Source organism: Nonomuraea sp. WAC 01424, assembly GCF_003947315.1.
GTDB classification, from domain to species: Bacteria; Actinomycetota; Actinomycetes; order Streptosporangiales; family Streptosporangiaceae; genus Nonomuraea; species Nonomuraea spiralis.
Window position 1 is genome coordinate 238,686 of record NZ_QHHZ01000003.1, and the last position, 23,611, is coordinate 262,296.

Below are 23,611 nucleotides of genomic sequence, written 5' to 3' on the forward strand. Positions count from 1 at the left end.
GCATGCCCGGCGAGTACCGCCAGTACCTGTTCCCGTACGACCATCCGCGGCTGGCCGGCGTACGCGGCCTGGACCCCTACGCCTACCGCGAGCACGCCAGGACGCCGGGCACGTTCACCGGCGGCCTGATCGAGGGCTGGACCCCGCTGTACGGCGCGGACTTCCGCGGCGTCACCACGGACGGCGTCCCGCGGCCGGACCTGTACCCGCTGACGCCCGCCGAGCCCGGCGAGGAGGCGCCGGTCGCGGCCATGGTGGACGCGGCCCGCGACCTGCTCTCCGCCCTCGACGACGAGGACCGCGACCGCCTCTGTCACGAGGTGGCCGCCGTGGAGTGGCAGACCTGGGCCAATCCGGAGTTCATGCAGTTCGACACCGGCCTGCGGCTGGACCTGCGGCCGCCGGCCGTCCGGGAGAAGGCGCTGGCCCTGGTACGCGCCTCGCTCTCGCCCGAGGGCTACCGGCTGGTCCGCGCGGCGATGCTGGTCAACGGCTTCCTCGGCCAGGTCGTCGGCCTGGAGACCATCCTCAATGAGTTCAGCTACAACATCGCCCTCTACGGCACCCCCGACCCGCGGGCTCCGTGGGGCTGGCAGCTCTACGGCCACCACTGCGCGCTCAACTGCCTGGTCGTCGAGGGCCGCATGGTGCTGTCGCCGGTGTTCCTCGGCGCCGAGCCCGACGAGATCGACGCCGGTCCGCACGCCGGCCTGCGCGACCTGTTCGCCGACCGGGTCGCGGCCGGGCTGCGGCTGATGGCCGCCCTGCCCGGCGAGCTGCGGCGGCGGGCCGTCCGCTACGAGCGCATGGTCGATCCCGCGATGCCCGAGGGCCGGGTGCACCCGGGGGACGAACGACACCTGGCCGGGGCGTTCCAGGACAACCGTGTCATCCCGGTCGAGGGGCTGCGGGTCGCCGACATGCCGGCGCGGGCCCGGCGGCACGCGCTGTCCGTCGCCGAGTCCTTCGTCGCGCCGCTGCCGCGGGGCCCGCGCGCCGCCCGGATGCGGGAGATCGCCGCACACCTCGACGAGACCTGGTTCTGCTGGATCGGCGGCCACGAGCCGGGCGACGTCTTCTACTACCGGCTGCAGTCACCGGTGCTCGTCGCCGAGCTGGACCACCACAGCGGCGTGTTCCTCGACTACGACACGCCCAAGCCGTTCCACGTCCACACCGTGCTGCGCACGCCGTACGGCAACGACTACGGCCGCGCCTGGGTCCGGCAGTGGCGGGCGCCGGGTCAGGGCTCGGGCTGAAGGTAGACGACGGTGGAGATCGGGACACGTTCGCGGATGCGCCGTTCGGTCTCGGCCAGCGCCTCGGCGACCGTGTCCCCCTGGTCGGCGACGGTGACACGGGCGGCCACGAGCAGTTCCTCCGGGCCCAGGTGCAGGGTGCGCAGCCGGCTGTAGGAGGCGACGTCGTCGTCGTCGCACAGGGCCTGCTCGATGGCCCGCTGGATCTCCGGGGAGGCCGCCTCGCCGATGATCATGCTCTTGGTCTCCGTGGCCAGGGTGACGGCCACGATGATCAGGAGCACGCCGATGGCGATCGAGCCGATGCCGTCGTAGACCGGGTTGCCGGTGACCAGCGCGAGCGTCACCCCGATGAGGGCAAAGGCCAGCCCCAGCAGGGCGGCGGTGTCCTCCAGCAGGACCACGGGCAGTTCGGGCGCCTTGGCCTCGCGGATGTAGCGGGTCCACGACCGGCCGCGACGCACCCGGTCGGCGTTGCGCACCGCCGTACGCAGGGACAGGCCCTCCATGACGATCGCCCCGGCCAGCACCCCGATCGCCCACGGCCAGCTCTCCAGCGGGTGCGGGTTGCTGATCTTCTCGTAGCCCTCGTACAGGGCGAACAGGCCGCCGCCGAAGAACAGCACGACCGACACCAGGAAGGCGTAGAAGTAGCGTTCGCGGCCGTAGCCGAAGGGGTGGGCCGGCGTGGGCCCGCGCTTGGACCGTGACTGGCCGAGCAGCAGCAGCCCCTGGTTGCCGGAGTCGGCGACGGAGTGGATGCCCTCGGCGAGCATCGAGGACGAGCCGGTGAAGAAGAACGCCACGAACTTGGTGACGGCGATCCCCAGGTTGGCGGCCAGCGCCGCGAGGGTCGCCTCCTGCGAACCCTTGCCGCTCACGCCGTACCCGCCGCCGGTGCTCGTGCAGGCTGCTGCGTCATCGCGGTCCTCCCGTGCCGGTGTGCGAGTCGGATGCGTGCCTTTGCCCCGTGGGCCCGTGCCCACACGTCGATCTTCTTCTGTGCACAACGTGCATTGATGCGCGTTGTGCATCTTTGTAGGGTGGAACGGCCCACCGAGAGAACAGGACGTGCCGATGAGCGACAGCAGCCTGACCCACGGCTCCCCCGGCGCCGCCCCGACCGCGATGCGCCGGATCCTGCCCGCCGACCTGGTCGAGCGCGGCGGCTGCCCGTTCGATCCGCCGCCCGGCCTGCGGGCGCGCCGCGGCCGGGCCGCGGTCCAGCCGCTGCACCTGCTGAACGGCGCCCAGGCGTGGCTGGTGACCGGCTTCGACGAGGCCCGCGCCGTGTTGTCGGACGCCCGCTTCAGCGCCGACCGGATCCGCCACCGCGAGGCCACGTCGCTCCAGCCGCACGAGGTGGCCGAGCAGGCGGCCGGCACCCTCAAGCCCTGCCCGGCCGTCGAGACCCGCGAGGACGGCTTCTTCGTCTTCATGGACCCGCCCGAGCACACCCGGATCCGGCGGCTGCTGACCGGCCAGTTCACCGTACGGCGCATGCGCGAGCTGGAGTCCCGGGTCACCGAGATCGCGGTCGAGCACATCGAGGCGATGAAGGCGGCCGGCACGCGGGCCGACCTCGTGACGGCGTTCGCGCTGCCGCTGCCCTCGCTGGTCATCTGCGAGCTGCTGGGCGTCGACTACGCCGACCGCGCCGAGTTCCAGGAACGCACCTCCGTCGGGCTCAACGCCAACTCCACCGCCGAGGAACGGGCCGTGGCGGGCGCCGAGCTGTACGCGTTCATGCAGCGGCTGGTGGCCGCCAAGCGCGCGGAACCGGCCGACGACCTGCTGTCGGGGCTCGTCCACGACGCCGATCCGCCGCTGACCGACGCCCAGCTCGTGGACGTCGCCCTCGTCCTGCTCGGGGCCGGCCACGAGACCACCGCCAACATGCTGGGCCTGGGCGCCCTCGCCCTGCTGGAGCATCCCGGCCAGCTCGCCGCGCTGCGCGCGGACCCCTCACTCGTCGACAACGCGGTCGAGGAGCTGCTGCGCTACCTGAGCATCATCCAGCTCGGCGTCAGCCGGGTCACGACCGAGCCCGTCACGCTGGGCGGCGTCGACCTCCCCGCCGGCGCGACCGTCGTGATCGCCACGCCCGAGGTCAACCGCGACCCGCGCCACTGGCCCGACGCCGACCTGTTCGACGTGCACCGCCCCCGCGTCCCGCACCTGGCCTTCGGGCACGGCGTGCACCAGTGCCTGGGCCAGCAGCTCGCCCGCGTCGAGATGCAGGCCGGCCTGCGCGAGCTGATCACGCGCCTGCCCGGCCTCCGCCTGGCCGTGCCGGTCGAGCAGGTGCCGCTGCGCGACGAGATGCTCATCTTCGGCGTCCACTCCCTGCCGGTCGCCTGGGCCTGACCTGCCGGGCCCCCATAATGAGGACCGTGGTGAAGGAGGAGACGGCGGCGGTCCGGCCCGCGCAGGTCGTGGGGCGGCGCGAACGCAAGAAGCAGGCCACCCGCGCCGCGCTGCGGGAGGCCGCGCTCCGCCTGTCCCTGCGCCACGGCGTGGAGAACGTGACCGTCGAGCAGATCGCCGCCGCGGGCGACATCGCGCTGCGCACGTTCTTCAACTACTTCTCCAGCAAGGAGGAGGCGGTCGTGGCCTCACTGGCCGCCGCCGCCCAGGAGCTCATCACCCGGTTCCGGGCCCGGCCGCGGACGGAGAGCGTCCTGGTGGCGTTCCGCGAGGCCGTGCTGGCCGTCATGAACGAGAGCGACGCCGCCGGGCGCGACCACGTCAGGGCGTTGCAGCTCGTCCGTTCGGCGCCCACGCTGGTGCCCCAGCAGCTCGCCGTGCTCGCCGCCCAGGAGAAGGCCCTGGCCGAGGCGATCGCCGAGCACGCCGGGCTGCCCGCGCCCGGCCGGCCCGGCGACTCCGGCTATCCCCTGCTGTGCGCGGCGGCCGCCCTGACAGCGCTGCGCGTCGTCCTCGACCAGTGGTTGCGGCAGACCGCGGACTCCGGGCGTCCGCCGGACGCGGCGCTGCTCGGACGGCAGATCGACGCGGCGATCAGCCAGCTCGCGGCCGGCCTCGACCACCCGGGCCGTCCGGGCCACCCGGACCATCCAGGCGGCTGACCGGTCAGGCCCGGCCGCCGTCCGCGACGTCGGCGGCGTCCGCGACGTCGGCGGCGTCCGCGACGTCGGCGGCGAACCGGTCCCATGCGGCCTGGCGGGACACACCGAGGGCCTCGCCGATCCTGGCCCAGGTCACGGCGCGCTCCCGCAGCAGCCGTACCCACGCGCGCAGGTCGCGCTCGGCCTGCTCCACGGTGAGGGCCTGGCGGGGCAACATGGTCAGCATGTCCTCGTCGGACATGCTGACCAGGTACTCGTCAGTGCGGGGATCGGGGCCGCGGTGGACGGGCCGCGGAACGTCGTCCGGCCGGGCCGGGGAGTCGGCGATGATCTGGTTGCACAACTCCACGCAGGCGTCGCAGATGTAGACACCGGGGCCCGCGACCACCCGGGCGGCCTCGGCGTAGGGCTTGCCGCAGAACGAGCAGCGGGTCGCCAGGCCGTCGGTCGGGCCCACGGGCCGCCTACGTCTGCTTCGTGTCACCCGCCGATCATCCCATGACCGTTCTGTCAGCCCGAGCTTGACGGCCAGGGAGCAGCCCCAGCATCAGGTCCAGCCGAGCTTGGCCGCGCGGACGCCCGCCTGGAAACGGCTGCCCGCGTCGAGCAGGGTGGTCAGCTCGGCCACGACCCTCGTCACCGTACGGTTCGAGACGCCGAGGGCACGCGCGATGGCGTCGTCCTTCGCGCCCGTGGCCAGCAGGCGCAGCACGGCCCGCTGCTGCTCGGTCAGCTCGTCGCCGTCGGCCGCCCTGGGCACGTCTCCCGGTTCGGAGGCGGTCATCCAGCAGTAGTCGAACAGGGCGGCGTAGGAGGCGACCAGTCCGCTGCCCTCGATGAGCATCGCGCCCGCCATGAGGTCGCCGGGCATCACCTCGACCACGAGCAGCTCCCGGTCCACCATGATCAGCCGTACCGGGACGAAGGGCATGGTCCGTACCTCGACCCCGCCCCCCAGCAGGCCATGGACGTGCTCGCGCATGAGCGGCTGGGCGAGCTGGCTCTGGGCGTGCATGATCCGCACCCGCAGCCCGCGCGCCGCCGCGTCGGTGTCCTCGGCGCGTGAATGCGCCAGCCGGTCCGCCTCCCAGGCGTGCGGCATGTGCATGGCCATGATCTCCGTACGGGCCCGCGCGGTCGCCACGCGCAGCTTCACGCGCAGGGGCTCCACCTGCGAGCGGGGGAAGAACTCCACCCGGGCGTCCTGGGGGTCGCCGTCCAGCCGCAGGTAGTGCTCGGTGAGCTCCCTCGACGCGGCCCGCTGCTCGGCGAGCATCCCGAGCAGCTCCTCACCGCCCAGCAGCATGCGGTTGAGCGCCGCCATGGCGTCCACCGCGATCTCCGCGCCCGGGTTGAGCAGGCCCAGGTTGACCAGCCGGTCCCTGGCCCGTTCGATCTCCGCCCCGCGCAACCCCAGGCCGACGGCGGCCTCGCCGAACGACTCACGGTGCCGCCGCATGCGCGCGTACACCTGCCGCGCCATGGTCTCCTCGCTCACGCCACTCCCCTGTCCGCTTCCCGCCATGGCGGGAAGCGGAAGCCCCACCTGCTGTCATCGCCGCGTGCCGTCCGGCAAGCTCAGAAAAGGGTACGGCCCAGCCATGACGCGGCCATACCCAACCCCTGTACCGCACTTCGGAGGAGACCATGATCACGCTTGTCCACAGCCTCGTCACCTACGACGTCACCGGACTGAACACCGGCAGCTGTGCAAAATGCGTCGAGGCGGTGAAGCGCGAGCTGGCCCTGATCCCGGGAGTGGTCGGCGTCGACGTGAACCTGGCGGACGGCCGGGTGAGCGTGCTCACCGACGGGCCGGTGGAGGAGAGCTTCGTCGTGGCCGCGATCGAGGACGCCGGCTGCGAGGCCGACCGGGTGGTGAGCTGGCGTTCCTGACCGTACGGCCGGGACGGCCGGGACGCCCGGCCGGAGGAGGAGGACGAGGCCGCTGCCCAGACCGAGCACGAGCGAGAGGGCGGCGGCCACGCACGCGACCACGGCCGCCGGACGGGCGGCGGGGACCGCCTCGCCGGGCCGCAGGGCCGGCCGGATCCAGCGGAGATAGTAGAACACGCTGGCCACGGTGTTGATCGCGGCCAGCGCCGCCAGCCAGGCGTAACCGGCGTCCCAGGCGGCGGCGAAGACGAGCACCTTGCCGACGAAGACCGCCGTGGGCGGGGTGCCGACCAGCCCGAGCAGGCAGACCACCAGCGCGAGGAACAACACGGGCGAGCCGCGCGACAACCCGGCGTACCCGGCGAGCGACTCCCTGCCGACGGCGACGACCACGGCGAAGGCGCCGACGTTCGTGATCGCGTACGCGGCCACGTAGAACAGCAGCGCCGGTCCGGCCAGCTCGCTCCCCCCGGCCATGGCGACCGGGACGAGCAGGTACCCGGCCTGGCTGACCGTCGAGTACGCCAGCAGCCGCCGGACGTTGTCCTGGTGGAAGGCGGCCAGGTTGCCCAGCGTCATGGTCGCCGCCGCCACGATCGCGACCAGCGGCCGCCAGCCGACGTCGAGCCCGGCGAACACCTCGACGGCCACGCGCAGCAGGGCGACGAACGCGCCCGCCTTGGGGACGGTGGTGACGAAGGCCGCGACCACCCGCGAGGCGCCCTCGGTCACGTCCGGCACCCAGAAGTGCGCGGGCACGCCGCCGGCCTTGAACAACAACCCGGCCAGCAGGAGCACCACGGCGAGCCCGGCCGCCCCGCCGCGCGCCTGACCGAGCCCCTGGTAGGCCGTCGTGCCCGCCAGGCCGTAGAACAGCGTGACGCCCGCCAGCATGAGCACGCCGAGGAAGGCGCCCATCAGGTAGTACTTGAGCGCGGCCTCGACGCCCGGCCCGTCCTTGGCGAACCCGGCCAGCGCGTACGCGGGGATGCTCGCCAGCAGGTACGCCGCGACCAGGACGAGCAGGTCGGCGGCCCCCGCCAGCATGATCGCGCCGAGCGCGGCGAGCAGGACGAGCACGTAGAGCTCGGCCTCCCGACGCCGCCCCCTCGCCCACCCGCCCGCCAGGACGACGACCAGCAGCGTCGCCACGATGACCGTGGCCCTGGCGACGTGGGTCAGCGGATCCACCGAGAACGCCTCGAAGGCCATCATGTCCGGGCGGAACGCCGCGACCGCCGTGGCGGCCAGCGCCCCCGCCAGCGCGAGCCCGCAGATCCACGCGACCAGCCGTTGCCGGTCCCGCGGCAGGAAGAGCCCGGCCAGCAGCCCGGCGACCGCCCCGGCCAGGAGAAGCAGTTCGGGCAGCAGGTCGGCGGGGTTGTCGGCCATGCCGGTCATCGGCTCACCAGGGTCACGAGCGCCGCGGAGAACGGTTCGACGAGGTCGAGCAGCCAGCGCGGCGCGAGCCCGATGGCCAGCGACAACACGAGCAGCGGAGCGATCGAGGCGGTCTCGCGCGGCACGGCCTCGGAGACGCGAAGCTCGCCCGGCGGGCCGAGAAAGGCCTTCTGGAGCATCCGGAGCAGCAGCGCGGCGGTGATCAGGATGCCGGCGACGCTCAGCGCGCCGGCCACCACCGCCCCCGGCACGCCGGTCCCGATCACGCCCGCGAAGATCTGGAACTCGGCGATGAAACCGGACAACCCCGGCAGGCCCAGCGAGGCGAAGACCGCCACGGCCGTCATCAGGGTGAACGTCCGGGCGGTCGCCGCGATCCCGCCGAACCGGTCGAGGTCGTAGCTGCGCGCCCGGTCCCAGAGGACGCCGGTGAGCAGGAACAGTGCGCCGGTGACCAGGCCGTGGCTGACCATCTGGGTGACCGCGCCGGTGACCGCGAGCCGTCTGGCGCCGGTCTCACCCGCCGCGAGCCCGGCCGCGCCCAGCGCCAGCACGATGTAGCCCATGTGGTTGACGGAGGTGTAGGCGATCAGCCGCTTGATGTTCTGCTGCGCGAGCGCGACCAGGGCGCCGTACAGGACACCGGCCACGCCGACGACGATGATCACCCATGCGTACTGCCGCCACGGGCCGGGGAGGAGGGGCATGGCGATCCTGGCGAAGCCGTACGTGCCCATCTTGAGCAGAACGCCCGCCAGGACGGCCGATCCGGCCGCGGGCGCGTCGGTGTGGGCCGGGGGCAGCCAGGTGTGGAAGGGCACGGTCGGTGTCTTGACCGCCAGCCCGACGCCGACGGCCAGCAACACCAGGGCTCCCGCCTGCGGCGGGCGCGCGGTGAGCTCCACGATGTCGAAGGTGCGCGGGTGGCCGCCGAGGTAGAGGCCGATGAAGCCGAGCAGGAGGGCGAGGGAGCCGAGGAAGGTGTAGAGGAAGAACGTCAGCGCCGACCTGGCCCGGTCGCCGTGGCCCCAGCCGACGATCACGAAGTACATGCCGACGATCGACAGGTCGAAGAAGACGAAGAACAGCAGGAGGTCCAGCGCGGCGAACAGGCCGGTGGAGACCGTCTGCAGGAACAGGAAGAGCGCGGCGTACGTCCTCGGGCGCTCCGGCTGGTTCAGCGAGTAGACGGCGCAGGCGAGGAACAGCACGGCGGTGAGCGCGATCAGCGGCAGTGACAGGCCGTCGACGCCGACGTGATAGCCGGCGCCGAGCGAGGGGATCCAGCGCAGGCGTTCCTCGTGGCCGATGCCGCCGTCGTACCACACCCACATGATCACGACCAGCGCCAGGTCGGCGGCCGAGGCGGCGGTCCAGATCCAGCGGGCGGGCAACCTCGGCACCGCCAGCAGCGCGGCGGCCAGGAGCGGCAGGAAGACGGCCGTCGAGAGCACGATCACCTCACCAGCACGATCACGACGGCCAGCAGGACGGCGGCCACCGTCGCCTGGGCGAGATAGGTGTGGACCTGGCCGGTCTGCGGCTTCCTGGCCAGCGCGCCGAGCCGTCCGGCGAGTGCGGCGGTGCCGCGTACGACGCCGTCCACGCCGGTCTCGAACGGGGACCGGGCGCGTCGGGCCATGGCCATGCCCAGGCGCGGCACGGCTCGTACGGCGCCGTCGATCACCACGTCGTCGAAACGCGCCAGCGCCCTGGCCACCGCCGTCAGGGGCCGCCAGACGACACCCTCTGCGAACGGCTCCAGCCCCAACCACCCGCCCAGGAACGCCCCCCTCCATCCTGGGCGAGTGCCGCCCTCGGGCTCGGCGCTGCGGCGGAGACGGGCGCGGGTCGCCAGGAGGGCGGTGGCCAGCGCCGTGGCCAGTGCCGACAGGCCCGACACGGCCAGCTCGCCCGCCTCGGGGGCCGGTCCCGGTGCGCCGAGCAGCCGGGTCCAGGCGTCGTACAGGAACGGGATCCCGACGATCCCCGACAGGGCGGCGAGCAGCGCGAGCGGGGGCAGCGGCAGCCGTTCCAGCAGCCCCGGCGGGGCCTTCTCGGGACGCCGCGGGGCCGGACGCCAGACGGCGAGGACCGCCTTGGTGGCGTACGCGGCCGACAACACGCCCGCCACCAGCGCCACCACCCGCAGCGCGGGATCGGCCACCCCGGCGAGCACCGCGTCCTTCGTCACCCACAACGACAACGGCGGCACCCCCGCCAGCGACAACCCGCCGATCCCGAACGTGATCCCGACCAGCCGATACCGCCGCGCCGCGCCTCCAAGCCCGCGCAGCCGCTCGGTCCCGAGGGCGGTCAGCCAGGCCCCGGCCCCCAGGAACAGCAGGCTCTTGACCGAAGCGTGCGCGACCAGGTGGGCCGTCCCCCCGGCGACCGCGGAGACCCCGGCGGCCAGCACCATGAACCCGAGCTGCGCGCAGGTGGAGGCGGCCAGGAGCTGCTTGAGGTCGCGCTGCGCGATCGCGACCGCGCCGAGCAGCAGGGCGGTCAGCGCGCCGGTCCAGGCCACCAGGGCCGAGGCCCAGCCCGTCGCCGCCAGCACGGCGTGCGTACGCAGGAGCAGGTAGGCGCCCGCCGCCACCATCGTGGCCGAGTGCAGCAGCGCCGAGACCGGGCTCGGGCCCGCCATCGCCCGCGAGAGCCAGAAGGAGAACGGCAGTTGCGCCGACTTGCCCAGGGCGGCGGCCCGCCGCTCGGCCGCGACGAGGTGCAGCCACGGGCTCCCGGCGGAGGCCAGACCGGGCAGCCCCAGGGAGCCGGTGCCCGCGACGGCGCAACCGGCCGCCAGGTACAACCCCATGTCACCGGTGCGGGTGGTGACGAACGCGATCGTGCCCGACCGCACCCGGTCCCGGTCACGCCACCAGAAGCCGATGAGCGCGTACGACATGGCGCCCATGACCTCCCAGCCCATCAACAGCAGGACGAGGTCCGTGGCGGTGACGGTGACCAGCATCGCGCCCACGAAGATCAGCATCAGGCCGAAGAACCGGCCCGTGGACTCGTGGATCTCGCCCGCGGCGAAGACGAGGACCGCCAGCGCGATCACCGACACGGTGAGCACCATGACCGCCGAGAGCCCGTCGACGGCGAGCCCCGCCTCGAAGCCCGCGAACAACTCGAACGTCACGGCCGGACGTTCGATCGCGGCCAGCACCGCCAGCGCCACCGTCGCCACCGCGACGACGAGGGCGAGCACGGGCGCGGACGCGGCCCGCCGCAGGACGACCAGCGCCCCGCCCGCGACGGCCGGCAGCGCGGGCAGCAACACGGCGAGCGGGTTCATCCCTTCAGGTCCTGCGCGTCGTCGGTCATGTCCACCTCCCGCGCGCGGAAGAGCGCGGTGACGACGGCGAAGCCCATCGCCATCTCCAGGGCCATCACCGTGACCGCCACCAGGACGAGGACCTGGCCGTCGGCGGACGCGGGGGCCGTGAAGTACCAGAACGCCCCGCCGGCCACGATCAACCCGTTGATCATCAGCTCCAGGCCCATCATCAGCATCACGATCGACTGCTGGGAGAGCACGCCGTACAGGCCGACGGCGAACAGCGCGGCGGCCAGCAGGAGGAAGGCCTCGAGCGTCATCGCGGCTGCTCCCGTCCGTCTTCGGCGGCGGGCTCCGGGCCCGGGTCGAGCGGCCGGCCGCGCCTGAGGTCGTCGCCGTAGCGGTCGTAGCGGCCCCGATGGGTGGCGAGCACGACGGTGGAGATCATCGTGGCGAGGATGGCCACGCCGACGACCATCATGACGAGCATCTTCGGCCCCATGATCGCCAGGCCGAGCGCGTGCGCCGGATCGGCGGGCGGCCGGCCGCGGCGCGACGGCCAGGACGTACCGAAGATCCCGGCCGCGAGCAGGACGAAGACGGCCCCCGAGATGACCAGCGCGGCCCGGTTGTTGTGGACCATCCTCATCGGCATGAGCCCCGCCGGGTTCATCATGTACATGATCATGAAAACGGCCATGACCAGCATCTCCATGACCATCATCAGGACGATCAGGACGCCGAGGTATTCGAGGTCGATGAGCAGGAACGCCGCCCCGACCGCCAGCAGCGAGGCGAGCAGCGCGAACGTCGCCCGCGCCATCGAGTCGACGACGAACACCGCGACCCCGGCCGCCACGGAGACGACGGCCAGGGCCCAGAACACGACGGCGGTCACAACACCACGATCCCGACGACGAGCAGTTGGAGCAGCGACACCGGGATCAGCACCAGCCAGGACGCCTGCGTGAAGCGGTCCATCCGGACGGCCGGGACGCGGTGCCGTACCCACACCAGCAGCGCGAGCACGGCCAGCGTCTTGACCAGCACCCACAGCGGGCCCGGCAACACCGGGCCCGCGTCGCCGCCCAGGAACAGCGGCACGGCCGCCCCGGCCGCGATCACGAGGAGCGCGTAGCGGCCCGCGCCGAAGAACAGCCGGTCGAGCCCCGCGAGCTCGGCCTGCACGCCCCCGGCGGCGTCGGCGCCCAGCGGCGCGCTCATCGGCCCCCAGAACGCCATCGCCAGCGCGGAGACCAGGTACACCAGGAAGGCGAGCGGCATCCAGACCACGAACCAGAGCCCCTGCTGGGCCTGCACGATGTCGCTCATCCGCAACGAGCCCGCGCCGAGCGCCACGGTGATCAGCGCGAACATGTGCGGCAGCTCGTAGGCCAGCCCCTGGGCGACGAAGCGGTACGCGCCGACCAGCGGGAACACCGAGTTGACCGACCACCCGACGAGCCAGAGCGAGCCCCAGACGCACACCTCCATGGCGTTGAACCAGACGACGCCCACGGCCGGATCCGCCACGGGCGCCGCGCCCAGCGGGATCACGATCGCCGCCAGCACCGGCGCGACGAGCAGGCTGCCCACCCCGACGCGCAGGAGCAGCCGGTCCGCCAGGTACGTACGCCGCCGCTGCTGGACGAGCAGCCGGGCGACCTCCCCGAACGGCGCCCCCACCCCACCGCCACCCAGCGCGGCGTCCAGACACGCGGCCACACCTCCCAGCACCCCGAGCATCAACGGCAACACCAGCAGCGCACCCTCAGACACAGCCCACCACCAGGGACGGCACGAGGAGGGCGGTGTCAGGCACGGGTCACCGCCGGTTCCGGGTCGAGGCCGGCGACGATCAGTCGTGCCGTGGCCAGTTCGGCACCCACGAGAAGCCCGGGCCCCAGGGCGTTCCTGACCGGAGGCGAGCCGCCGTCGACCGGTGTGTTGTCGCCGAGCGTCGTGTTGTCGCCGAGGGAGCTGATCGCCGCGCGCGTACGGGTCAGCAGCCCGTCCAGTCTGGACAGCGTGTCGCCGTCCGGTGTCGGGCCGATGTCCCGCAACATCCAGCGCAGGGTTGCGGAGCGGCGTACCTGCCTTTCGAAGCGCTCGTACGGCCTGGCGACCGCGTCCGGGGGCGCGTCCGCGAACAGGAGGTCCCTCAACGTCCTGGCGCGCCGGGCGGCGGCGGGCCACCCGGCGACCGACAGCAACCGGCCCAGTGCGTCCAGACGGGAAACGGCCTGACGCCTCGCCGCCTCACCGCACGTCACCGGCAGACCCGCCGCCCTGTCGGCTGAGGGCTCGGTCCAGAACGACTCCGCCGGCTCGACCCACCGGACCACCGCCTCCTGGATCACGTCCCCTTGCAGGACGGTCTCCACCACCAGCCCGCACGGCCAGTCCGGCAGGACCGGGCCGAGCGGGACGTGGAGCCGGTCCAGCGTCAGCCCGTCCCGATCGGGCCCCCGCTCCGCCATGGGCACCCCACCCGGCGCTCCCATGTGATGCTCATGCTCCCCACCCCCACCATGACCGCCCGCACTCCCACCCCCATGCTCCCCGTCCATCGGCCGGTGCTCGTCGGGCGGGGTCCATGGGGTGGCTGCGAGGGCTGCGGCGTCGCGCCACTGCGCCTCACGGTCCGCCAGGCGCGCGACCGCCCGGTCGAACGCCCGGGCGACCGATCGCGGCGACACACCCGCCGGCAGATCGACGCGGGCCCTCGGGACCGGCATGCCCGCCCAGACCGTACGGACGGCCTCCGTCAGCTCCTCCCCCGGCGTGCCGCAGACGACGAGGAGACCGGCCTCCGCCACGGACACGGCCGGCCGCAGGCGTCGCCGGGCGAGCTCGGCCTCGGCGAGCAGCCGGGCCCGCGTGCCGTCACCCGCCGGGACCAGCAAGGGCCGCGCGTGACCGGCCGCCCACCTCAGCAGCCACCCGCTCAGGCCCACCGGAAGGCCCCCTCACGCCAGGCGTAGACCACGCCCGCCATCAGGAGCCCGAGGAAGACGAACATCTCCACCAGCGCCGTCGCCCCCACCACGGCGACGACCAGCGCCCACGGATACATGAAGACCATCTCCATGTCGAAGGCCAGGAAGACCAGCGTCACCGCGTACCAGCGCACGTGGTACCTCGACAGGGCGTGCTCCCGCGGCCGGGCGCCGGACAGGTACGGCGACGCGACGAGCGTCCCCCTGGGCCGGACGACCAGCGAGACCAGATGGATCCCGAGCACGCCCAGGACGAGGACGGCCATCAGGCCGGCGACGGCGATCCAGGGGGCCATGATCCTTCTCCGGGAAGGGGCTACTAGCACCCGTAGTACCCGTGATCGTTCCCGACAATCACAAAGCGGGCAGCCCGGCAATCACAAAACGACCGGCCCGGCGATCACCGACGCGACCGGCCAGGCGATCACGACGCGACCGGGCCCGCCAGCGCCGATTCGATGGACTTCGTCACCACGTCGGCGGCGACGTCCCGGGCGAGGCGTCCCTGGCGTACCTCGTTGGCCGCGCCGTGCAGGATGTAGTGGGTCAGGCTGACCAGCCAGGCGTTGGGCAGGTCCGTACGGAAGACGCCCTGCTCCTGACCCCGGCCGACCAGCTCGGCCATGCGCCGCACCGGCTCGGCGTGCAGGTCGCGCACCCGTCCCGCCGGAAGGACCCCCTCGGCGGCGGCCAGCAGCGCCGCGGACTCGGCCACCAGCTCCCAGCTCGACGCCAGCAGGCGGGTCATGGCCGCGCGCGCGTCGCCGGACAGGTCGACGGAGGCCAGGGGCTCCTCACCGGCCCGCAGCGTGTCCGCGACCGCGGCCTCGACGAGGTCGGCCCGGGTGCGGACGTGCCCGTAGAGGGTCATCCGCCCGACCCCGGCGGCCTGCGCGATGTCGTCGGTGGTCACGTTGGGGTCGGAGCTCAGCAGTTCGCGGGCGGCGGACACGATGCGCGCGATGCTGCGCTCGGCGGCGGCGGGGCCGCCCTCGGCGTCCTCCTCGGCGGGCTGCTCACCGCCGGTCCGGGATGGCCGTGGGTGTTCCACGTCAACGTGCCCATCGGGGTGGTGATCGCCGTGGTGCTCGCCGTACTGCTCCCGGCGCGTACGCCGGCGCCCGCCGACCGGCCCCGGCTCGACGTCCTCGGCGCGGTCCTGGTGACGGCCGCCGGTGCGTCGCTGATCTACGGGCTCACCGCCGCCGGCGAGCGCGGCCGGCTGAGCCCGCTCACCGGCTGGCTCGCGGCCGCGGCCGCCGTGGGTTACACGCTGTTCGTGTTGTGGCAGCGGCGGGCCCGTTCACCCCTTATGGACGTACGCCTGCTGGCCCGGCGGCCCGTCGCGGTCGGCGCCTTCCTGATCCTGATGGCGACGGCGCTGATGATCGCGGTCTTCTTCCTGGGGACGTTCTACTTCCAGCAGGCCCTGGGATACGGCGCGCTGCGGGCCGGGCTGCTGTTCCTGCCGGTGGCGCTGGCCACGATGCTCGGCGCCAACCTGACCGGACGCCTGCTCGGCCGGTGGGGCGGGCGTGCCCTGGCCGTCGCGGGCCTGACGGTCGCGGCGGCCGGCATGGCCGTACCGGCCGTCTCGACGAACGTCGTCAGCGTCGTCGCCGGCGTGGCCGCCGCCGCGGCGGGCACCGGCGCGCTGTTCGTCATCGCCTCGGCCACCGCGCTCGGCCAGGTCGCGCCGCACGAGGCCGGGATCGCCTCCGGCATCGTGAGCACCTTCCACGAGTTCGGCGCGTCCGTCGGGGCCGCCGTGATGTCGAGCGTCGCGGCGGCGAGCCTGGCCGGGACCACGTTGAGCGGGTTCACCAGCGGGTTCGTCGTGGCCGCCGTCGCCTCGGCGGCCGGCGCCGTGGCCGCCGCGCTGGTGACGACCGGCAGGCGGCGGACGGCCTGAGAGCGCCGCGGACGTCCCCGCCCGGACGCCACCGGCGCCCGGGCGGGACGCGATCAGAGCCGGTCGAGGATGCCCTGCATCTGGGCCACCTCGGCCTGCTGGGCGGTCTCGATGACCTTCGCCAGCTCCTTGGCCTGCGGGTTCGACCCGCTCGCCTGCTCGGTACGCGCCATGTCGATGGCCCCCTTGTGGTGGGCGATCATCTGCTCGGCGAACAGCTTGTCGAAGCTCTTGCCCTTGGCGCCTTCGAGCTTCTTCATGTCCTCCGCGGACATGATGCCGGGCATCTCATGCCCCATCCCTTCAGAGGGGGCGGGCTTGCCCCACTCGGCGAGCCAGCCCTTCATGGTCTGGATCTCCGGGTCCTGGGCGGCCTTGATCTTGGCCGCGAGCTCCTTGATCTCCGCGTCGCCCGCCCGTCCCGGCGCCAGCTCGGCCATCTCGACCGCCTGCTCGTGGTGCGGGATCATCATCTGCGCGAACATGACGTCCGCGTCGTTGAAGGACGGCGACGGCTGCGCGGCGGCGCTGGTGGCCGCCGTGGTGGCGGCCGGCTCGGCGTCCGCGGTCGTGGCGGCGCCGTTGCCCCCGCACGCGGTGAGCAGGGCGAGCGCGCCCCCGGCGACGGTGAAGCCGATCTTACGGTTGATGCGCATGGTTGTTCGTCTCTCGGTTCGCTGGAACTTCCGGCCTGTCCCGCGGACGACCTCGGGGTCCGTCCGCGCAGCTCACCGGCCTATATGCGCAATGTCGAGAGACTCGCCAGCCGAAGGGACGTCGGCCGTGGCGGTGGCCGGGCGACCGGCCGCGCCGGGGGAAGGTCACCGGCTCCGGCTCCGGCCCTGCGCCGCGTCCAGAACCGGACGGCGGCCAGCAGGATGATCAACAGCGAGGTCAGCACGGCCAGGCAGACGCTGGTCGGGTCGAAGCCCGGCATCCGGTGCTCGCCCGCGACGGCCTGCGCTCCCGCGGGCAGGACGGCTGGGGCCTCCTGAGCCACCGTCCCGTGACGGCCCGGCGAACCGCCGTGCCGTCCGTCCAGATGGCCCAGCGTGTGCATGCCGCACACCCCCAGGGCGAGGAGGACGAGCAGGAGACCGCGTACGAACCGCCGCACGACACCCACCGCCTCTCCCCTTCTGACCAGCGCGTCCTTCGGCCTCAGCCTACTACCGCGCTTCGTAGGTCCGAGCCGGGCGCCTTCCGGGAAGGGGAACGGCGCCCGGCTCGCGGCGGGCGACCCGCTCAGGCCGGGACCAGCTCGTAGCCCGCCTCTTCGACGGCGTCGCGCACGAGGGACTCCTCGATCGGCTGCTCGCCCGTCACGGTCACCTTGCCGGTCGCCAGATCGACGTCGACCCCGGTGACCCCGGAGATCTTGCCGACCTCGGACTTCACGGTGCCCACGCAGTGGCCGCAGGTCATGCCGCTGACGGTGTAGGTGGCGCTGCTCATGTCCACTCCCCTCGATAATACCCCGGGTGGGTATTCAACGGCTTGGACGATACGTCACGGGAAGCCACCCTCGCAACCCGAACCCCCTACGGGTATGTGAGAGCTAAATCACTTCGAGCCACTATACGGGAGGGGGGTATGGTTGCCACCCATGAGAGAGCTGAACACCATCGCGGTCGTCGGGGCGTCGCTGGCCGGTCTGCGGGCCGTCCAGGCGCTGCACCGAGAGGGCTTCACCGGCGCCGTCACCCTGATCGGCGGGGAACGCCACCTCCCCTACAACCGCCCGCCCCTGTCCAAGAGCATGTTGCGCGGCGACGACGAGATCACCCTGCCCGGCGCCGAGGAGCTCGGCGAACACTGGCTGAAGGGCCGCCACGCGGTGAGCCTGGACGCCGGGGACAAGCGCCTCACCCTGGACGACGGCTCCGAGGTGCGCTACGACGGGCTCGTCATCGCCACCGGCGCCCGTCCACGCCGTCTGCCCGACCACCCGCGGGGCGTGCACACCCTGCGCACGGTCGAGGACTCCCTGGCCCTGCGTGCCGAGCTGGCCGCCGGGCCCGCCCGCGTGGTGGTCATCGGGGGCGGCTTCATCGGCGGCGAGGTCGCCTCCACCGTCCGGGCCCTCGGACTGCCGGTGACGCTGGTGGACTCCTCGCCGTACCCGATGCTGGGCGCGCTCGGCGAGGACGCCTCCCGCTGGCTGGCGGGCCACCACCGGGACCACGGCGTGGACCTGGTCGGCGGCGTCCGCGTGACCGGTTTCGAGTCGGACGGCAGGGTGACCGGCGTACGCCTCGACGACGGCCGGACGCTGCCCGCCGACCTCGTGATCGCCGGCATGGGCGTCGAGCCGAACACCGGCTGGCTGGACGGCAGCGGGCTTGAGCTCGGCGACGGCGTGCTGTGCGACGAGAACCTGTTCGCCGTGGGCGCCGCCGACGTGGTGGCCGCCGGCGACGTCGCCCGCTGGCCCCACAGCCTGTACGGCGGCGCGCTCGTCCGCGTCGAACACTGGTCCAACGCCAACGACCAGGGCACGGCCGCCGCGCTCAACCTGCTCGCCGACCCCGCGAACGCCAAGCCGTTCGACGACCTGCCCTCCTTCGCCACCCACGTGCACGGCGCCCGCGTCCAGACCGCCGGCCTGCCGCACCTGGCCGACGAGAGCCGCCTCGTCGCCGGCTCCCCGGACGAGGGCCGCTTCGCCCTCGCCTTCGCCAAGGACGGCGTACTGGTCGGCGCGGTCGCCGTGAACTCCCCCAAAGACCTGATCCGCGTCAAACGCGCCGTCGCCGCGGGCGGTTCCCTGGAGTCCCTCGTCTGACCCCTCGACGTCCCTACGATCGCCGGTAGCATTTGGGGCAGGCCATCGGCGGAGGGACTGTCGAACCATGCGCGGTCTTGGCGAGCTTGAGTCCACGATCATGGATCGCATGTGGGCGATCAAGGGGCCCGCCTCGGTCCGCGACGTCCTGGAGTTCCTGCAGCAGAGCCGGGACATCGCCTACACGACGGTGATGACCGTGATGGACAAGCTGCACACCAAGGGCCTGCTCAGACGGACGGCGGTCCGCCGGGCCTACATCTACGAGGCGGTGTCGTCGAAGGAGGCGTACACCGCCGACGTGATGCGCGAGTCCCTCGCCATGAGCGGCAACAGGGCGGCCACGTTCGTGCACTTCCTCGAACGCCTCACCCCCGAGGAGGCGAGTGCGCTGCAGGCCGCCCTCCGCGTCTACCCGCCGGACCGGCACACGTCATGACGGTGGCGATCGTCCTCGCCCTCTACGGCGCCTTCGCCGCCCTGGCCGGGCGGAGGCTGCTGCGGCGCGCCGCGTGGCCCGGCCGCGCCCCGAGACTGGCCATCGCCCTGTGGCAGGCGGCGAGCGTGTCCGTGCTCGTCGCCGCCCTGCTGTCGGTGTTCGCGGCGGTCGTGCCCGCCGACACGGTCGGCCATGGCCTGGCCGGGCTGTTCGCGGCCTGCGCCGGCATGCTGGGCCACGGCGCCCGGCCCAGCGTGACCGCCGCCGCCACCGGTCTCCTCGCCGCCGGTCTCGTCCTGACCCGAGTGGCCTGTACGGGCGGGGCGGTCCTGACCCGCGCCCGTCGCGCGCGGCGGCGGCACTCCGAGGCCCTGGCGCTGCTCGGACGGCACGACCACGACCTCGATGCCGTCGTGGTCGACTACGACGAGCGGCTGGCCTACTGCCTGCCCGGCCGCAACGGCCACTCGGTGATCACCACGGGCGCGCTGCGCTGCCTCGCGCCGGAGCAGGTCGCCGCCGTGCTCGCCCACGAGCAGGCCCATCTGCGCGGACGCCATCATCTGGTGCTGGCCGGCGCCGAGACGCTGGCCCGCGCGTTCCCCAGGGTGCCGCTCTTCGAGCATGCCCGCGCCGAGATCACCCGCCTGGTCGAGCTGCTGGCCGACGACGTGGCCGCGCGCCGGCACGACCGCGTGCACATCGCGGCGGCCCTGGTCGGCCTGGCGACGGGAAGAGTGCCCGGGTTCGCCCTGGGGGCGGGCGGCGAGACGGCCCTGACCCGCGTCCGGCGGATGCTGAGCCCGCAGGCGCCCCTCGACCGGTGGCGGCGCACGGCCGGAGCCCTGACGGTGACGGCGCTGCTCACCGGCCCCGCCGTACTGGCGGCCACGCCCGGGGTCAGCGCCTTCCTCGCGCACCACTGCCACGAACTGCTCACGCTCCGGCTGCCGTCGGCGTAGAAGAAAGCCGGAGACGCACGAAGGCTCCGGGCCCGCGGGCCCGGAGCCTTCGTGGTCCGGTCTTACGTGAAGGTCCAGTCTTACGTGAAGGTCCAGTCTTACGTGAAGGTCCAGTCTTACTTGAAGGTCCGGTCTTACTTGAAGGTCCGGTCTTACTTGAAGCGGCGCAGCCGCAGGCTGTTGCTGACCACGAACACGCTGGAGAAGGCCATCGCCGCCCCCGCGATCATCGGGTTGAGCAGGCCGAGCGCGGCCAGCGGCAGGGCGGCCACGTTGTAGGCGAAGGCCCAGAACAGGTTGCCCTTGATCGTGCCGAGCGTCCGGCGCGACAACCTGATCGCGTCGGCCGCCACCCTCAGGTCCCCGCGTACGAGGGTCAGGTCGGACGCCTCGATCGCGGCGTCCGTGCCGGTGCCCATGGCCAGGCCCAGGTCCGCCTGGGCGAGCGCGGCCGCGTCGTTGACGCCGTCGCCGACCATGGCCACGACCTTGCCCTCGGACTGCAGCTCCTTGACCACGTCCACCTTGTCGGACGGCAGCACCTCGGCGATCACCTCGTCGATGCCGACCTCGGCGGCCACGGTCCTGGCCACGGCCTCGTTGTCGCCGGTCAGCAGGACCGGGGTGAGGCCGAGCGCCCTGAGCTGCGCGATGGCCTCCGCGCTGGTGGGCTTGATCACGTCGGCGACCACGAGCACCGCGCGGGCCTTGCCGTCCCAGCCGACCGCCACCGCGGTCCTGCCGCCGGCCTGTGCGGCGTGCAGAGCCCGCTCCAGATCGGACGTCAGGTGCTGCGACCACTCCTCCAGCAACCTCGGCCGCCCGACGAGCACCGCGTGCCCCTCGACGATGCCCTGGACACCCAGTCCTTCGACGTTCGCGAAGTCCTCGGCGGCCGGCAGCTCGCCGACGCGCGCGACGGCGCCCTTGGCGACGGCCTGGGCGATCGGGTGCTCGGAGGCGTGCTCCAGCGCGCCGGCCAGGCGCAGCACCTCGGTCTCGTCCTCACCCTCGGCGAGGTGGACGCCGACCAGCGTCATCCGTCCCTCGGTGACCGTGCCGGTCTTGTCCAGCACCACCGTGTCGATGCGGCGGGTGGACTCCAGCACCTCCGGACCCTTGATCAGGATGCCGAGCTGGGCTCCCCGGCCCGTACCGACCAGCAACGCCGTCGGGGTGGCCAGGCCGAGCGCGCAGGGGCAGGCGATGATCAGCACCGCCACCGCCGCCGTGAAGGCCGCGCCGACGCCGTCGCCGGTGCCCAGCCAGAAGCCCAGGGTCCCGAGTGCCAGCGCGATCACGATCGGCACGAAGATGCCGGAGATGCGGTCGGCCAGGCGCTGGACCTGCGCCTTGCCCGTCTGGGCCTCTTCGACGAGCTTGGCCATCTGCGCGAGCTGGGTGTCCGCGCCGACCCGGGTGGCCCGGACGACCAGCCGGCCGCCCGCGTTCACGGTCGCGCCGGTCACGGCGTCGCCCGGCCGTACCTCCACCGGTACGGACTCGCCCGTCAGCATCGAGGCGTCGACCGCCGAGGTGCCCTCCACGATCACGCCGTCGGTGGCGATCTTCTCGCCGGGCCGTACGACGAACGTGTCGCCGACCGCGAGCTGGTCGCTGGGGATGCGCGTCTCCACGCCGTCGCGCAGCACGGCGACGTCCTTGGCGCCGAGCTCCAGCAGGGCCCGCAGCGCCGCGCCCGCGCGGCGCTTGGACCGCGCCTCGAAGTAGCGCCCGGCCAGGATGAAGGCCGTCACACCGGCGGCGGCCTCCAGGTAGATGTTGCCCGAACCGTCGCTGCGCTCGATGGTGAACGCGAACGGGTGGGTCATGCCCGGCGTGCCCGCGCTGCCGAAGAACAGCGCCCACAACGACCAGCCGAGCGCGGCGATGGTGCCGATCGAGATCAGCGTGTCCATGGTCGCGGCGCCGTGGCGCAGGTTGGTCCAGGCCGCCTTGTGGAAGGGCCAGCCGGCGTACACGACGACCGGCGCGGCCAGCACCAGCGACATCCACTGCCAGTTGGTGAACTGCAGCGGCGGGATCATCGCCATCGCGATCACCGGCACGGCCAGCGTCACGGACGTGATCAGCCGGCTGCGCAGCGGGCGCAGCTCGTCCTCCGGCTCCTGCTCGGCGGTCGCGGCGTCGGACTTCGGCGGCGCGGGCAGCGCGGCGGTGTAGCCGGCCTTCTCCACCTCGGAGATGAGCTGCTCCGCGTCGACGCCTTCGGGGAAGGTGACCTTCGCCTTCTCCGTCGCGTAGTTGACCGTCGCGGTCACGCCCTCAAGCTTGTTGAGCCTGCGCTCGATGCGGTTGGCGCACGACGCGCAGGTCATGCCGCCGATCGAGAGCTCGACCGCGTTGCGCCGGTCATCGGTGATCGAGGTCATCACCGTTCTCCTTTCTCTCGTCAGTGGCTGTGGCCGCCGTGCCCGCCGGCGGCGGGCTCGGACGTCTGGACCTGCGGCTGCCCGCCCGCGCCGAGGGTGAAGTCGGCGGTACGGACCTCGCCCCCGTGCTGGAAGTCCAGGAACAGGCGGTAGTCGCCGGTGCTGGGCACCTGGGCGTAGAACACGATCTCTGGGCCCGGCTTGGTCTTGCCGTCGCCCGGCTCGCCGTCGGGGTGGACGTGCAGGTAGGCCAGGTCCTTGGCGCGCAGCGCCACCAGGTGGCCGTAGGCGCCGAGGTAGGGCTGCAGGTCGGTGACCGGCTGACCGTCCTTGCTGACCTTGAGCGTGAGCTTGCTGGTCTGGCCGGGGGTCAGGTCGCCGTCGAGGGTGACGGTGTAGCCGTCGACCGTCGCGGTACGGCTCGTCTCCGGCAGGGGCTTCGGCTGGTAGTCACCCGCCACGGCCACGTCGGCCCCCAGCGTCAGGGCCTCGCCGCCGGTCGGCGCGAAGTCGGCGAAGGCCCGGTAGCCGCCCGCCTCGGGGAAGGTGACCTTGACCGACCAGACCCCGTCGGCCGCCATCTCCGGATGGACGTGCTGGAAGCTGCCCAGATCACGGGAGACCACGATGAAGTGCAGCTTCTTGTCGTGCTGGACCTGGTAGTCGGTGACCGGCTTCCCGTCGGGGCCGGTGACGGCGAAGCGGAAGTCCGTGGGCTCACCGGGCTTGAGCGCCGTGGTGAGCGGGGTGAAGGTGTAGCCGTTCTGAGACACTTGGAGCCCTCCGGGGGTATCGCTCTTGACCTGCTGGGTGGCGTGTTCCCCGTGTCCGTCGGCCGGGGCCTGCGCCGTCATGGCCGCGTGGTCCGCGGCCGGCGGTGTCCCGACCGGCCCGACGGCCTTGCCCGCGCCGAGCGCGCCGCCGAAGACGACGGCGAGCCCCAGGACGTACGAGCCGAGCTTGGCGGCGGTGTTCACGGGTTCACCACTTCGTATCCGGCCTCCTCGACGGCGGCGACGATCTTCGCCGCGTCGACGGGGGCCTCGCTGCCGACGGTCAGGAGCCCGGTGGCCAGGTCGACGTCGACGGTCGTGACGCCGGCGACCTCGCCCACCTCCTCCTTGACCGAGCTGACGCAGTGGCCGCAGGTCATGCCCTTGACGGTGTAGGTGGCGGTGCTCATATCG

25 protein-coding genes and 1 pseudogene are annotated in these 23,611 nt (G+C 73.0%); 8 read left to right on the forward strand and 18 right to left on the reverse strand.

The genetic code is table 11. The features are described from left to right. Positions 1 to 2 precede the first annotated feature (2 nt). On the forward strand, positions 3 to 1,259 hold the full coding sequence (locus tag DMB42_RS10450; RefSeq protein WP_125633133.1) for a DUF3500 domain-containing protein: 1,257 nt from the start codon (positions 3 to 5) through the stop codon (positions 1,257 to 1,259). On the opposite strand, the gene DMB42_RS10455 is transcribed toward DMB42_RS10450, so the two are convergent. Then, entirely contained in the window at positions 1,244 to 2,140 is an 897-nt protein-coding gene (locus tag DMB42_RS10455) for a cation diffusion facilitator family transporter (protein WP_221762087.1), read from the reverse strand. The genes DMB42_RS10450 and DMB42_RS10455 overlap by 16 nt on opposite strands. A 196-nt stretch (positions 2,141 to 2,336) precedes the next feature. Between DMB42_RS10455 and DMB42_RS10460 the strand changes: the two genes are divergently transcribed. Both DMB42_RS10460 and DMB42_RS10465 read left to right on the forward strand, forming a co-directional pair. Next, positions 2,337 to 3,626: a cytochrome P450 gene (locus DMB42_RS10460; RefSeq protein ID WP_260477607.1), complete on the forward strand. Its 1,290-nt coding sequence runs from the start codon at positions 2,337 to 2,339 to the stop codon at positions 3,624 to 3,626. Between the two features lie 26 nt (positions 3,627 to 3,652). After that, the gene (locus DMB42_RS10465) at positions 3,653 to 4,348 is read left to right on the forward strand and encodes a TetR/AcrR family transcriptional regulator (protein ID WP_185844575.1); all 696 of its coding nucleotides are present in this window, start codon (positions 3,653 to 3,655) and stop codon (positions 4,346 to 4,348) included. A 4-nt stretch (positions 4,349 to 4,352) separates the two neighbouring features. On the opposite strand, the gene DMB42_RS10470 is transcribed toward DMB42_RS10465, so the two are convergent. Continuing rightward, positions 4,353 to 4,832 (reverse strand): ClpX C4-type zinc finger protein, encoded by a 480-nt coding sequence (locus tag DMB42_RS10470; protein ID WP_260477608.1) that lies wholly within the window; start codon positions 4,830 to 4,832, stop codon positions 4,353 to 4,355. Positions 4,833 to 4,895: 63 nt separating this feature from the next. Continuing rightward, a complete protein-coding gene (locus DMB42_RS10475) occupies positions 4,896 to 5,846 on the reverse strand; it encodes a helix-turn-helix transcriptional regulator (RefSeq protein WP_185844576.1) in 951 nt (316 codons plus the stop codon). Positions 5,847 to 5,995: 149 nt separating this feature from the next. Here DMB42_RS10475 and DMB42_RS10480 point away from each other — a divergent pair, with 149 nt between their 5' ends. After that, positions 5,996 to 6,244 (forward strand): heavy-metal-associated domain-containing protein, encoded by a 249-nt coding sequence (locus DMB42_RS10480; RefSeq protein ID WP_125633856.1) that lies wholly within the window; start codon positions 5,996 to 5,998, stop codon positions 6,242 to 6,244. Between the two features lie 243 nt (positions 6,245 to 6,487). Here DMB42_RS10480 and DMB42_RS54855 read toward each other — a convergent pair. From DMB42_RS54855 to DMB42_RS10525, 9 genes and pseudogenes are all read right to left on the reverse strand, one after another. Further along, positions 6,488 to 7,645 (reverse strand): annotated as a pseudogene (locus DMB42_RS54855) (NADH-quinone oxidoreductase subunit N); the annotation flags it as partial. Further along, on the reverse strand, positions 7,642 to 9,105 hold the full coding sequence (locus tag DMB42_RS10490; RefSeq protein ID WP_260477609.1) for a NuoM family protein: 1,464 nt from the start codon (positions 9,103 to 9,105) through the stop codon (positions 7,642 to 7,644). The pseudogene DMB42_RS54855 and the gene DMB42_RS10490, both read right to left, overlap by 4 nt. After that, entirely contained in the window at positions 9,102 to 10,952 is a 1,851-nt protein-coding gene (locus DMB42_RS10495) for an NADH-quinone oxidoreductase subunit L (protein WP_125633141.1), read from the reverse strand. Before DMB42_RS10495 ends, DMB42_RS10490 begins: the two co-directional genes overlap by 4 nt. After that, positions 10,949 to 11,254 carry an NADH-quinone oxidoreductase subunit NuoK gene (nuoK, locus tag DMB42_RS10500; protein ID WP_125633142.1) on the reverse strand — a complete coding sequence of 102 codons (306 nt, stop codon included), beginning with the start codon at positions 11,252 to 11,254 and terminating at the stop codon, positions 10,949 to 10,951. Before nuoK ends, DMB42_RS10495 begins: the two co-directional genes overlap by 4 nt. Further along, entirely contained in the window at positions 11,251 to 11,832 is a 582-nt protein-coding gene (locus DMB42_RS10505; protein ID WP_260477610.1) for an NADH-quinone oxidoreductase subunit J, read from the reverse strand. Before DMB42_RS10505 ends, nuoK begins: the two co-directional genes overlap by 4 nt. Continuing rightward, a complete protein-coding gene (locus DMB42_RS10510; protein ID WP_260477611.1) occupies positions 11,829 to 12,713 on the reverse strand; it encodes a complex I subunit 1 family protein in 885 nt (294 codons plus the stop codon). Before DMB42_RS10510 ends, DMB42_RS10505 begins: the two co-directional genes overlap by 4 nt. 35 nt (positions 12,714 to 12,748) lie before the next feature. Next, on the reverse strand, positions 12,749 to 13,891 hold the full coding sequence (locus DMB42_RS10515; protein ID WP_125633144.1) for a hypothetical protein: 1,143 nt from the start codon (positions 13,889 to 13,891) through the stop codon (positions 12,749 to 12,751). Beyond that, entirely contained in the window at positions 13,882 to 14,229 is a 348-nt protein-coding gene (locus DMB42_RS10520; protein ID WP_125633146.1) for an NADH-quinone oxidoreductase subunit A, read from the reverse strand. The genes DMB42_RS10515 and DMB42_RS10520 overlap by 10 nt, the downstream gene beginning before the upstream one ends. 128 nt (positions 14,230 to 14,357) lie before the next feature. Next, positions 14,358 to 14,984 (reverse strand): TetR/AcrR family transcriptional regulator, encoded by a 627-nt coding sequence (locus DMB42_RS10525; RefSeq protein WP_125633148.1) that lies wholly within the window; start codon positions 14,982 to 14,984, stop codon positions 14,358 to 14,360. On the opposite strand from DMB42_RS10525, the gene DMB42_RS10530 reads away from it, so the two are divergent. Continuing rightward, positions 14,946 to 15,845: an MFS transporter gene (locus DMB42_RS10530; protein WP_260477637.1), complete on the forward strand. Its 900-nt coding sequence runs from the start codon at positions 14,946 to 14,948 to the stop codon at positions 15,843 to 15,845. The two genes, DMB42_RS10525 and DMB42_RS10530, sit on opposite strands and share 39 nt — an antisense overlap. Positions 15,846 to 15,898: 53 nt before the next feature. Here the strand turns inward: DMB42_RS10530 and DMB42_RS10535 are convergent, their stop codons facing one another. From DMB42_RS10535 to DMB42_RS10545, 3 genes are all read right to left on the reverse strand, one after another. Beyond that, positions 15,899 to 16,501: a DUF305 domain-containing protein gene (locus DMB42_RS10535; protein ID WP_125633150.1), complete on the reverse strand. Its 603-nt coding sequence runs from the start codon at positions 16,499 to 16,501 to the stop codon at positions 15,899 to 15,901. Between the two features lie 80 nt (positions 16,502 to 16,581). Then, positions 16,582 to 16,971: a DUF6153 family protein gene (locus tag DMB42_RS10540; protein WP_125633152.1), complete on the reverse strand. Its 390-nt coding sequence runs from the start codon at positions 16,969 to 16,971 to the stop codon at positions 16,582 to 16,584. 119 nt (positions 16,972 to 17,090) lie between these two features. Next, positions 17,091 to 17,300: a heavy-metal-associated domain-containing protein gene (locus DMB42_RS10545; protein WP_125633154.1), complete on the reverse strand. Its 210-nt coding sequence runs from the start codon at positions 17,298 to 17,300 to the stop codon at positions 17,091 to 17,093. 151 nt (positions 17,301 to 17,451) lie between these two features. Here DMB42_RS10545 and DMB42_RS10550 point away from each other — a divergent pair, with 151 nt between their 5' ends. The 3 genes from DMB42_RS10550 to DMB42_RS10560 all read left to right on the forward strand — a co-directional run bounded on the left by DMB42_RS10550 (position 17,452) and on the right by DMB42_RS10560 (position 20,031). Further along, entirely contained in the window at positions 17,452 to 18,630 is a 1,179-nt protein-coding gene (locus tag DMB42_RS10550; RefSeq protein WP_125633156.1) for an NAD(P)/FAD-dependent oxidoreductase, read from the forward strand. A 67-nt stretch (positions 18,631 to 18,697) separates the two neighbouring features. Further along, positions 18,698 to 19,069, forward strand: a complete 372-nt coding sequence (locus DMB42_RS10555; RefSeq protein ID WP_125633158.1) for a BlaI/MecI/CopY family transcriptional regulator — start codon at positions 18,698 to 18,700, stop codon at positions 19,067 to 19,069. Then, positions 19,066 to 20,031, forward strand: a complete 966-nt coding sequence (locus DMB42_RS10560) for a M56 family metallopeptidase (RefSeq protein ID WP_125633161.1) — start codon at positions 19,066 to 19,068, stop codon at positions 20,029 to 20,031. The genes DMB42_RS10555 and DMB42_RS10560 overlap by 4 nt, the downstream gene beginning before the upstream one ends. A gap of 152 nt (positions 20,032 to 20,183) precedes the next feature. Here the strand turns inward: DMB42_RS10560 and DMB42_RS10565 are convergent, their stop codons facing one another. The 3 genes from DMB42_RS10565 to DMB42_RS10575 are packed head-to-tail and all read right to left on the reverse strand — an operon-like array spanning position 20,184 to position 23,607. Beyond that, positions 20,184 to 22,424 (reverse strand): cation-translocating P-type ATPase, encoded by a 2,241-nt coding sequence (locus tag DMB42_RS10565; protein WP_125633163.1) that lies wholly within the window; start codon positions 22,422 to 22,424, stop codon positions 20,184 to 20,186. A gap of 20 nt (positions 22,425 to 22,444) precedes the next feature. Next, complete coding sequence (locus DMB42_RS10570) at positions 22,445 to 23,401, reverse strand: hypothetical protein (RefSeq protein WP_125633165.1); 957 nt, start codon at positions 23,399 to 23,401, stop codon at positions 22,445 to 22,447. Then, positions 23,398 to 23,607, reverse strand: coding sequence for a heavy-metal-associated domain-containing protein (locus tag DMB42_RS10575; protein ID WP_125633167.1), 210 nt, complete (start codon positions 23,605 to 23,607; stop codon positions 23,398 to 23,400). Before DMB42_RS10575 ends, DMB42_RS10570 begins: the two co-directional genes overlap by 4 nt. Positions 23,608 to 23,611 lie beyond the last annotated feature (4 nt).

Coding starts and splice junctions, on each gene's coding strand:
- DMB42_RS10450 (WP_125633133.1), top strand. CDS start 3: ATGCCCGGCGAGTACCGCCAGTACCTGTTCCCGTACGACCATCCGCGG.
- DMB42_RS10460 (WP_260477607.1), top strand. CDS start 2,337: ATGAGCGACAGCAGCCTGACCCACGGCTCCCCCGGCGCCGCCCCGACC.
- DMB42_RS10480 (WP_125633856.1), top strand. CDS start 5,996: ATGATCACGCTTGTCCACAGCCTCGTCACCTACGACGTCACCGGACTG.
- DMB42_RS10495 (WP_125633141.1), bottom strand. CDS start 10,952: ATGAACCCGCTCGCCGTGTTGCTGCCCGCGCTGCCGGCCGTCGCGGGC.
- nuoK (WP_125633142.1), bottom strand. CDS start 11,254: ATGACGCTCGAGGCCTTCCTCCTGCTGGCCGCCGCGCTGTTCGCCGTC.
- DMB42_RS10520 (WP_125633146.1), bottom strand. CDS start 14,229: ATGGCCCCCTGGATCGCCGTCGCCGGCCTGATGGCCGTCCTCGTCCTG.
- DMB42_RS10535 (WP_125633150.1), bottom strand. CDS start 16,501: ATGCGCATCAACCGTAAGATCGGCTTCACCGTCGCCGGGGGCGCGCTC.
- DMB42_RS10545 (WP_125633154.1), bottom strand. CDS start 17,300: ATGAGCAGCGCCACCTACACCGTCAGCGGCATGACCTGCGGCCACTGC.
- DMB42_RS10550 (WP_125633156.1), top strand. CDS start 17,452: ATGAGAGAGCTGAACACCATCGCGGTCGTCGGGGCGTCGCTGGCCGGT.
- DMB42_RS10555 (WP_125633158.1), top strand. CDS start 18,698: ATGCGCGGTCTTGGCGAGCTTGAGTCCACGATCATGGATCGCATGTGG.
- DMB42_RS10560 (WP_125633161.1), top strand. CDS start 19,066: ATGACGGTGGCGATCGTCCTCGCCCTCTACGGCGCCTTCGCCGCCCTG.
- DMB42_RS10565 (WP_125633163.1), bottom strand. CDS start 22,424: ATGACCTCGATCACCGATGACCGGCGCAACGCGGTCGAGCTCTCGATC.
- DMB42_RS10575 (WP_125633167.1), bottom strand. CDS start 23,607: ATGAGCACCGCCACCTACACCGTCAAGGGCATGACCTGCGGCCACTGC.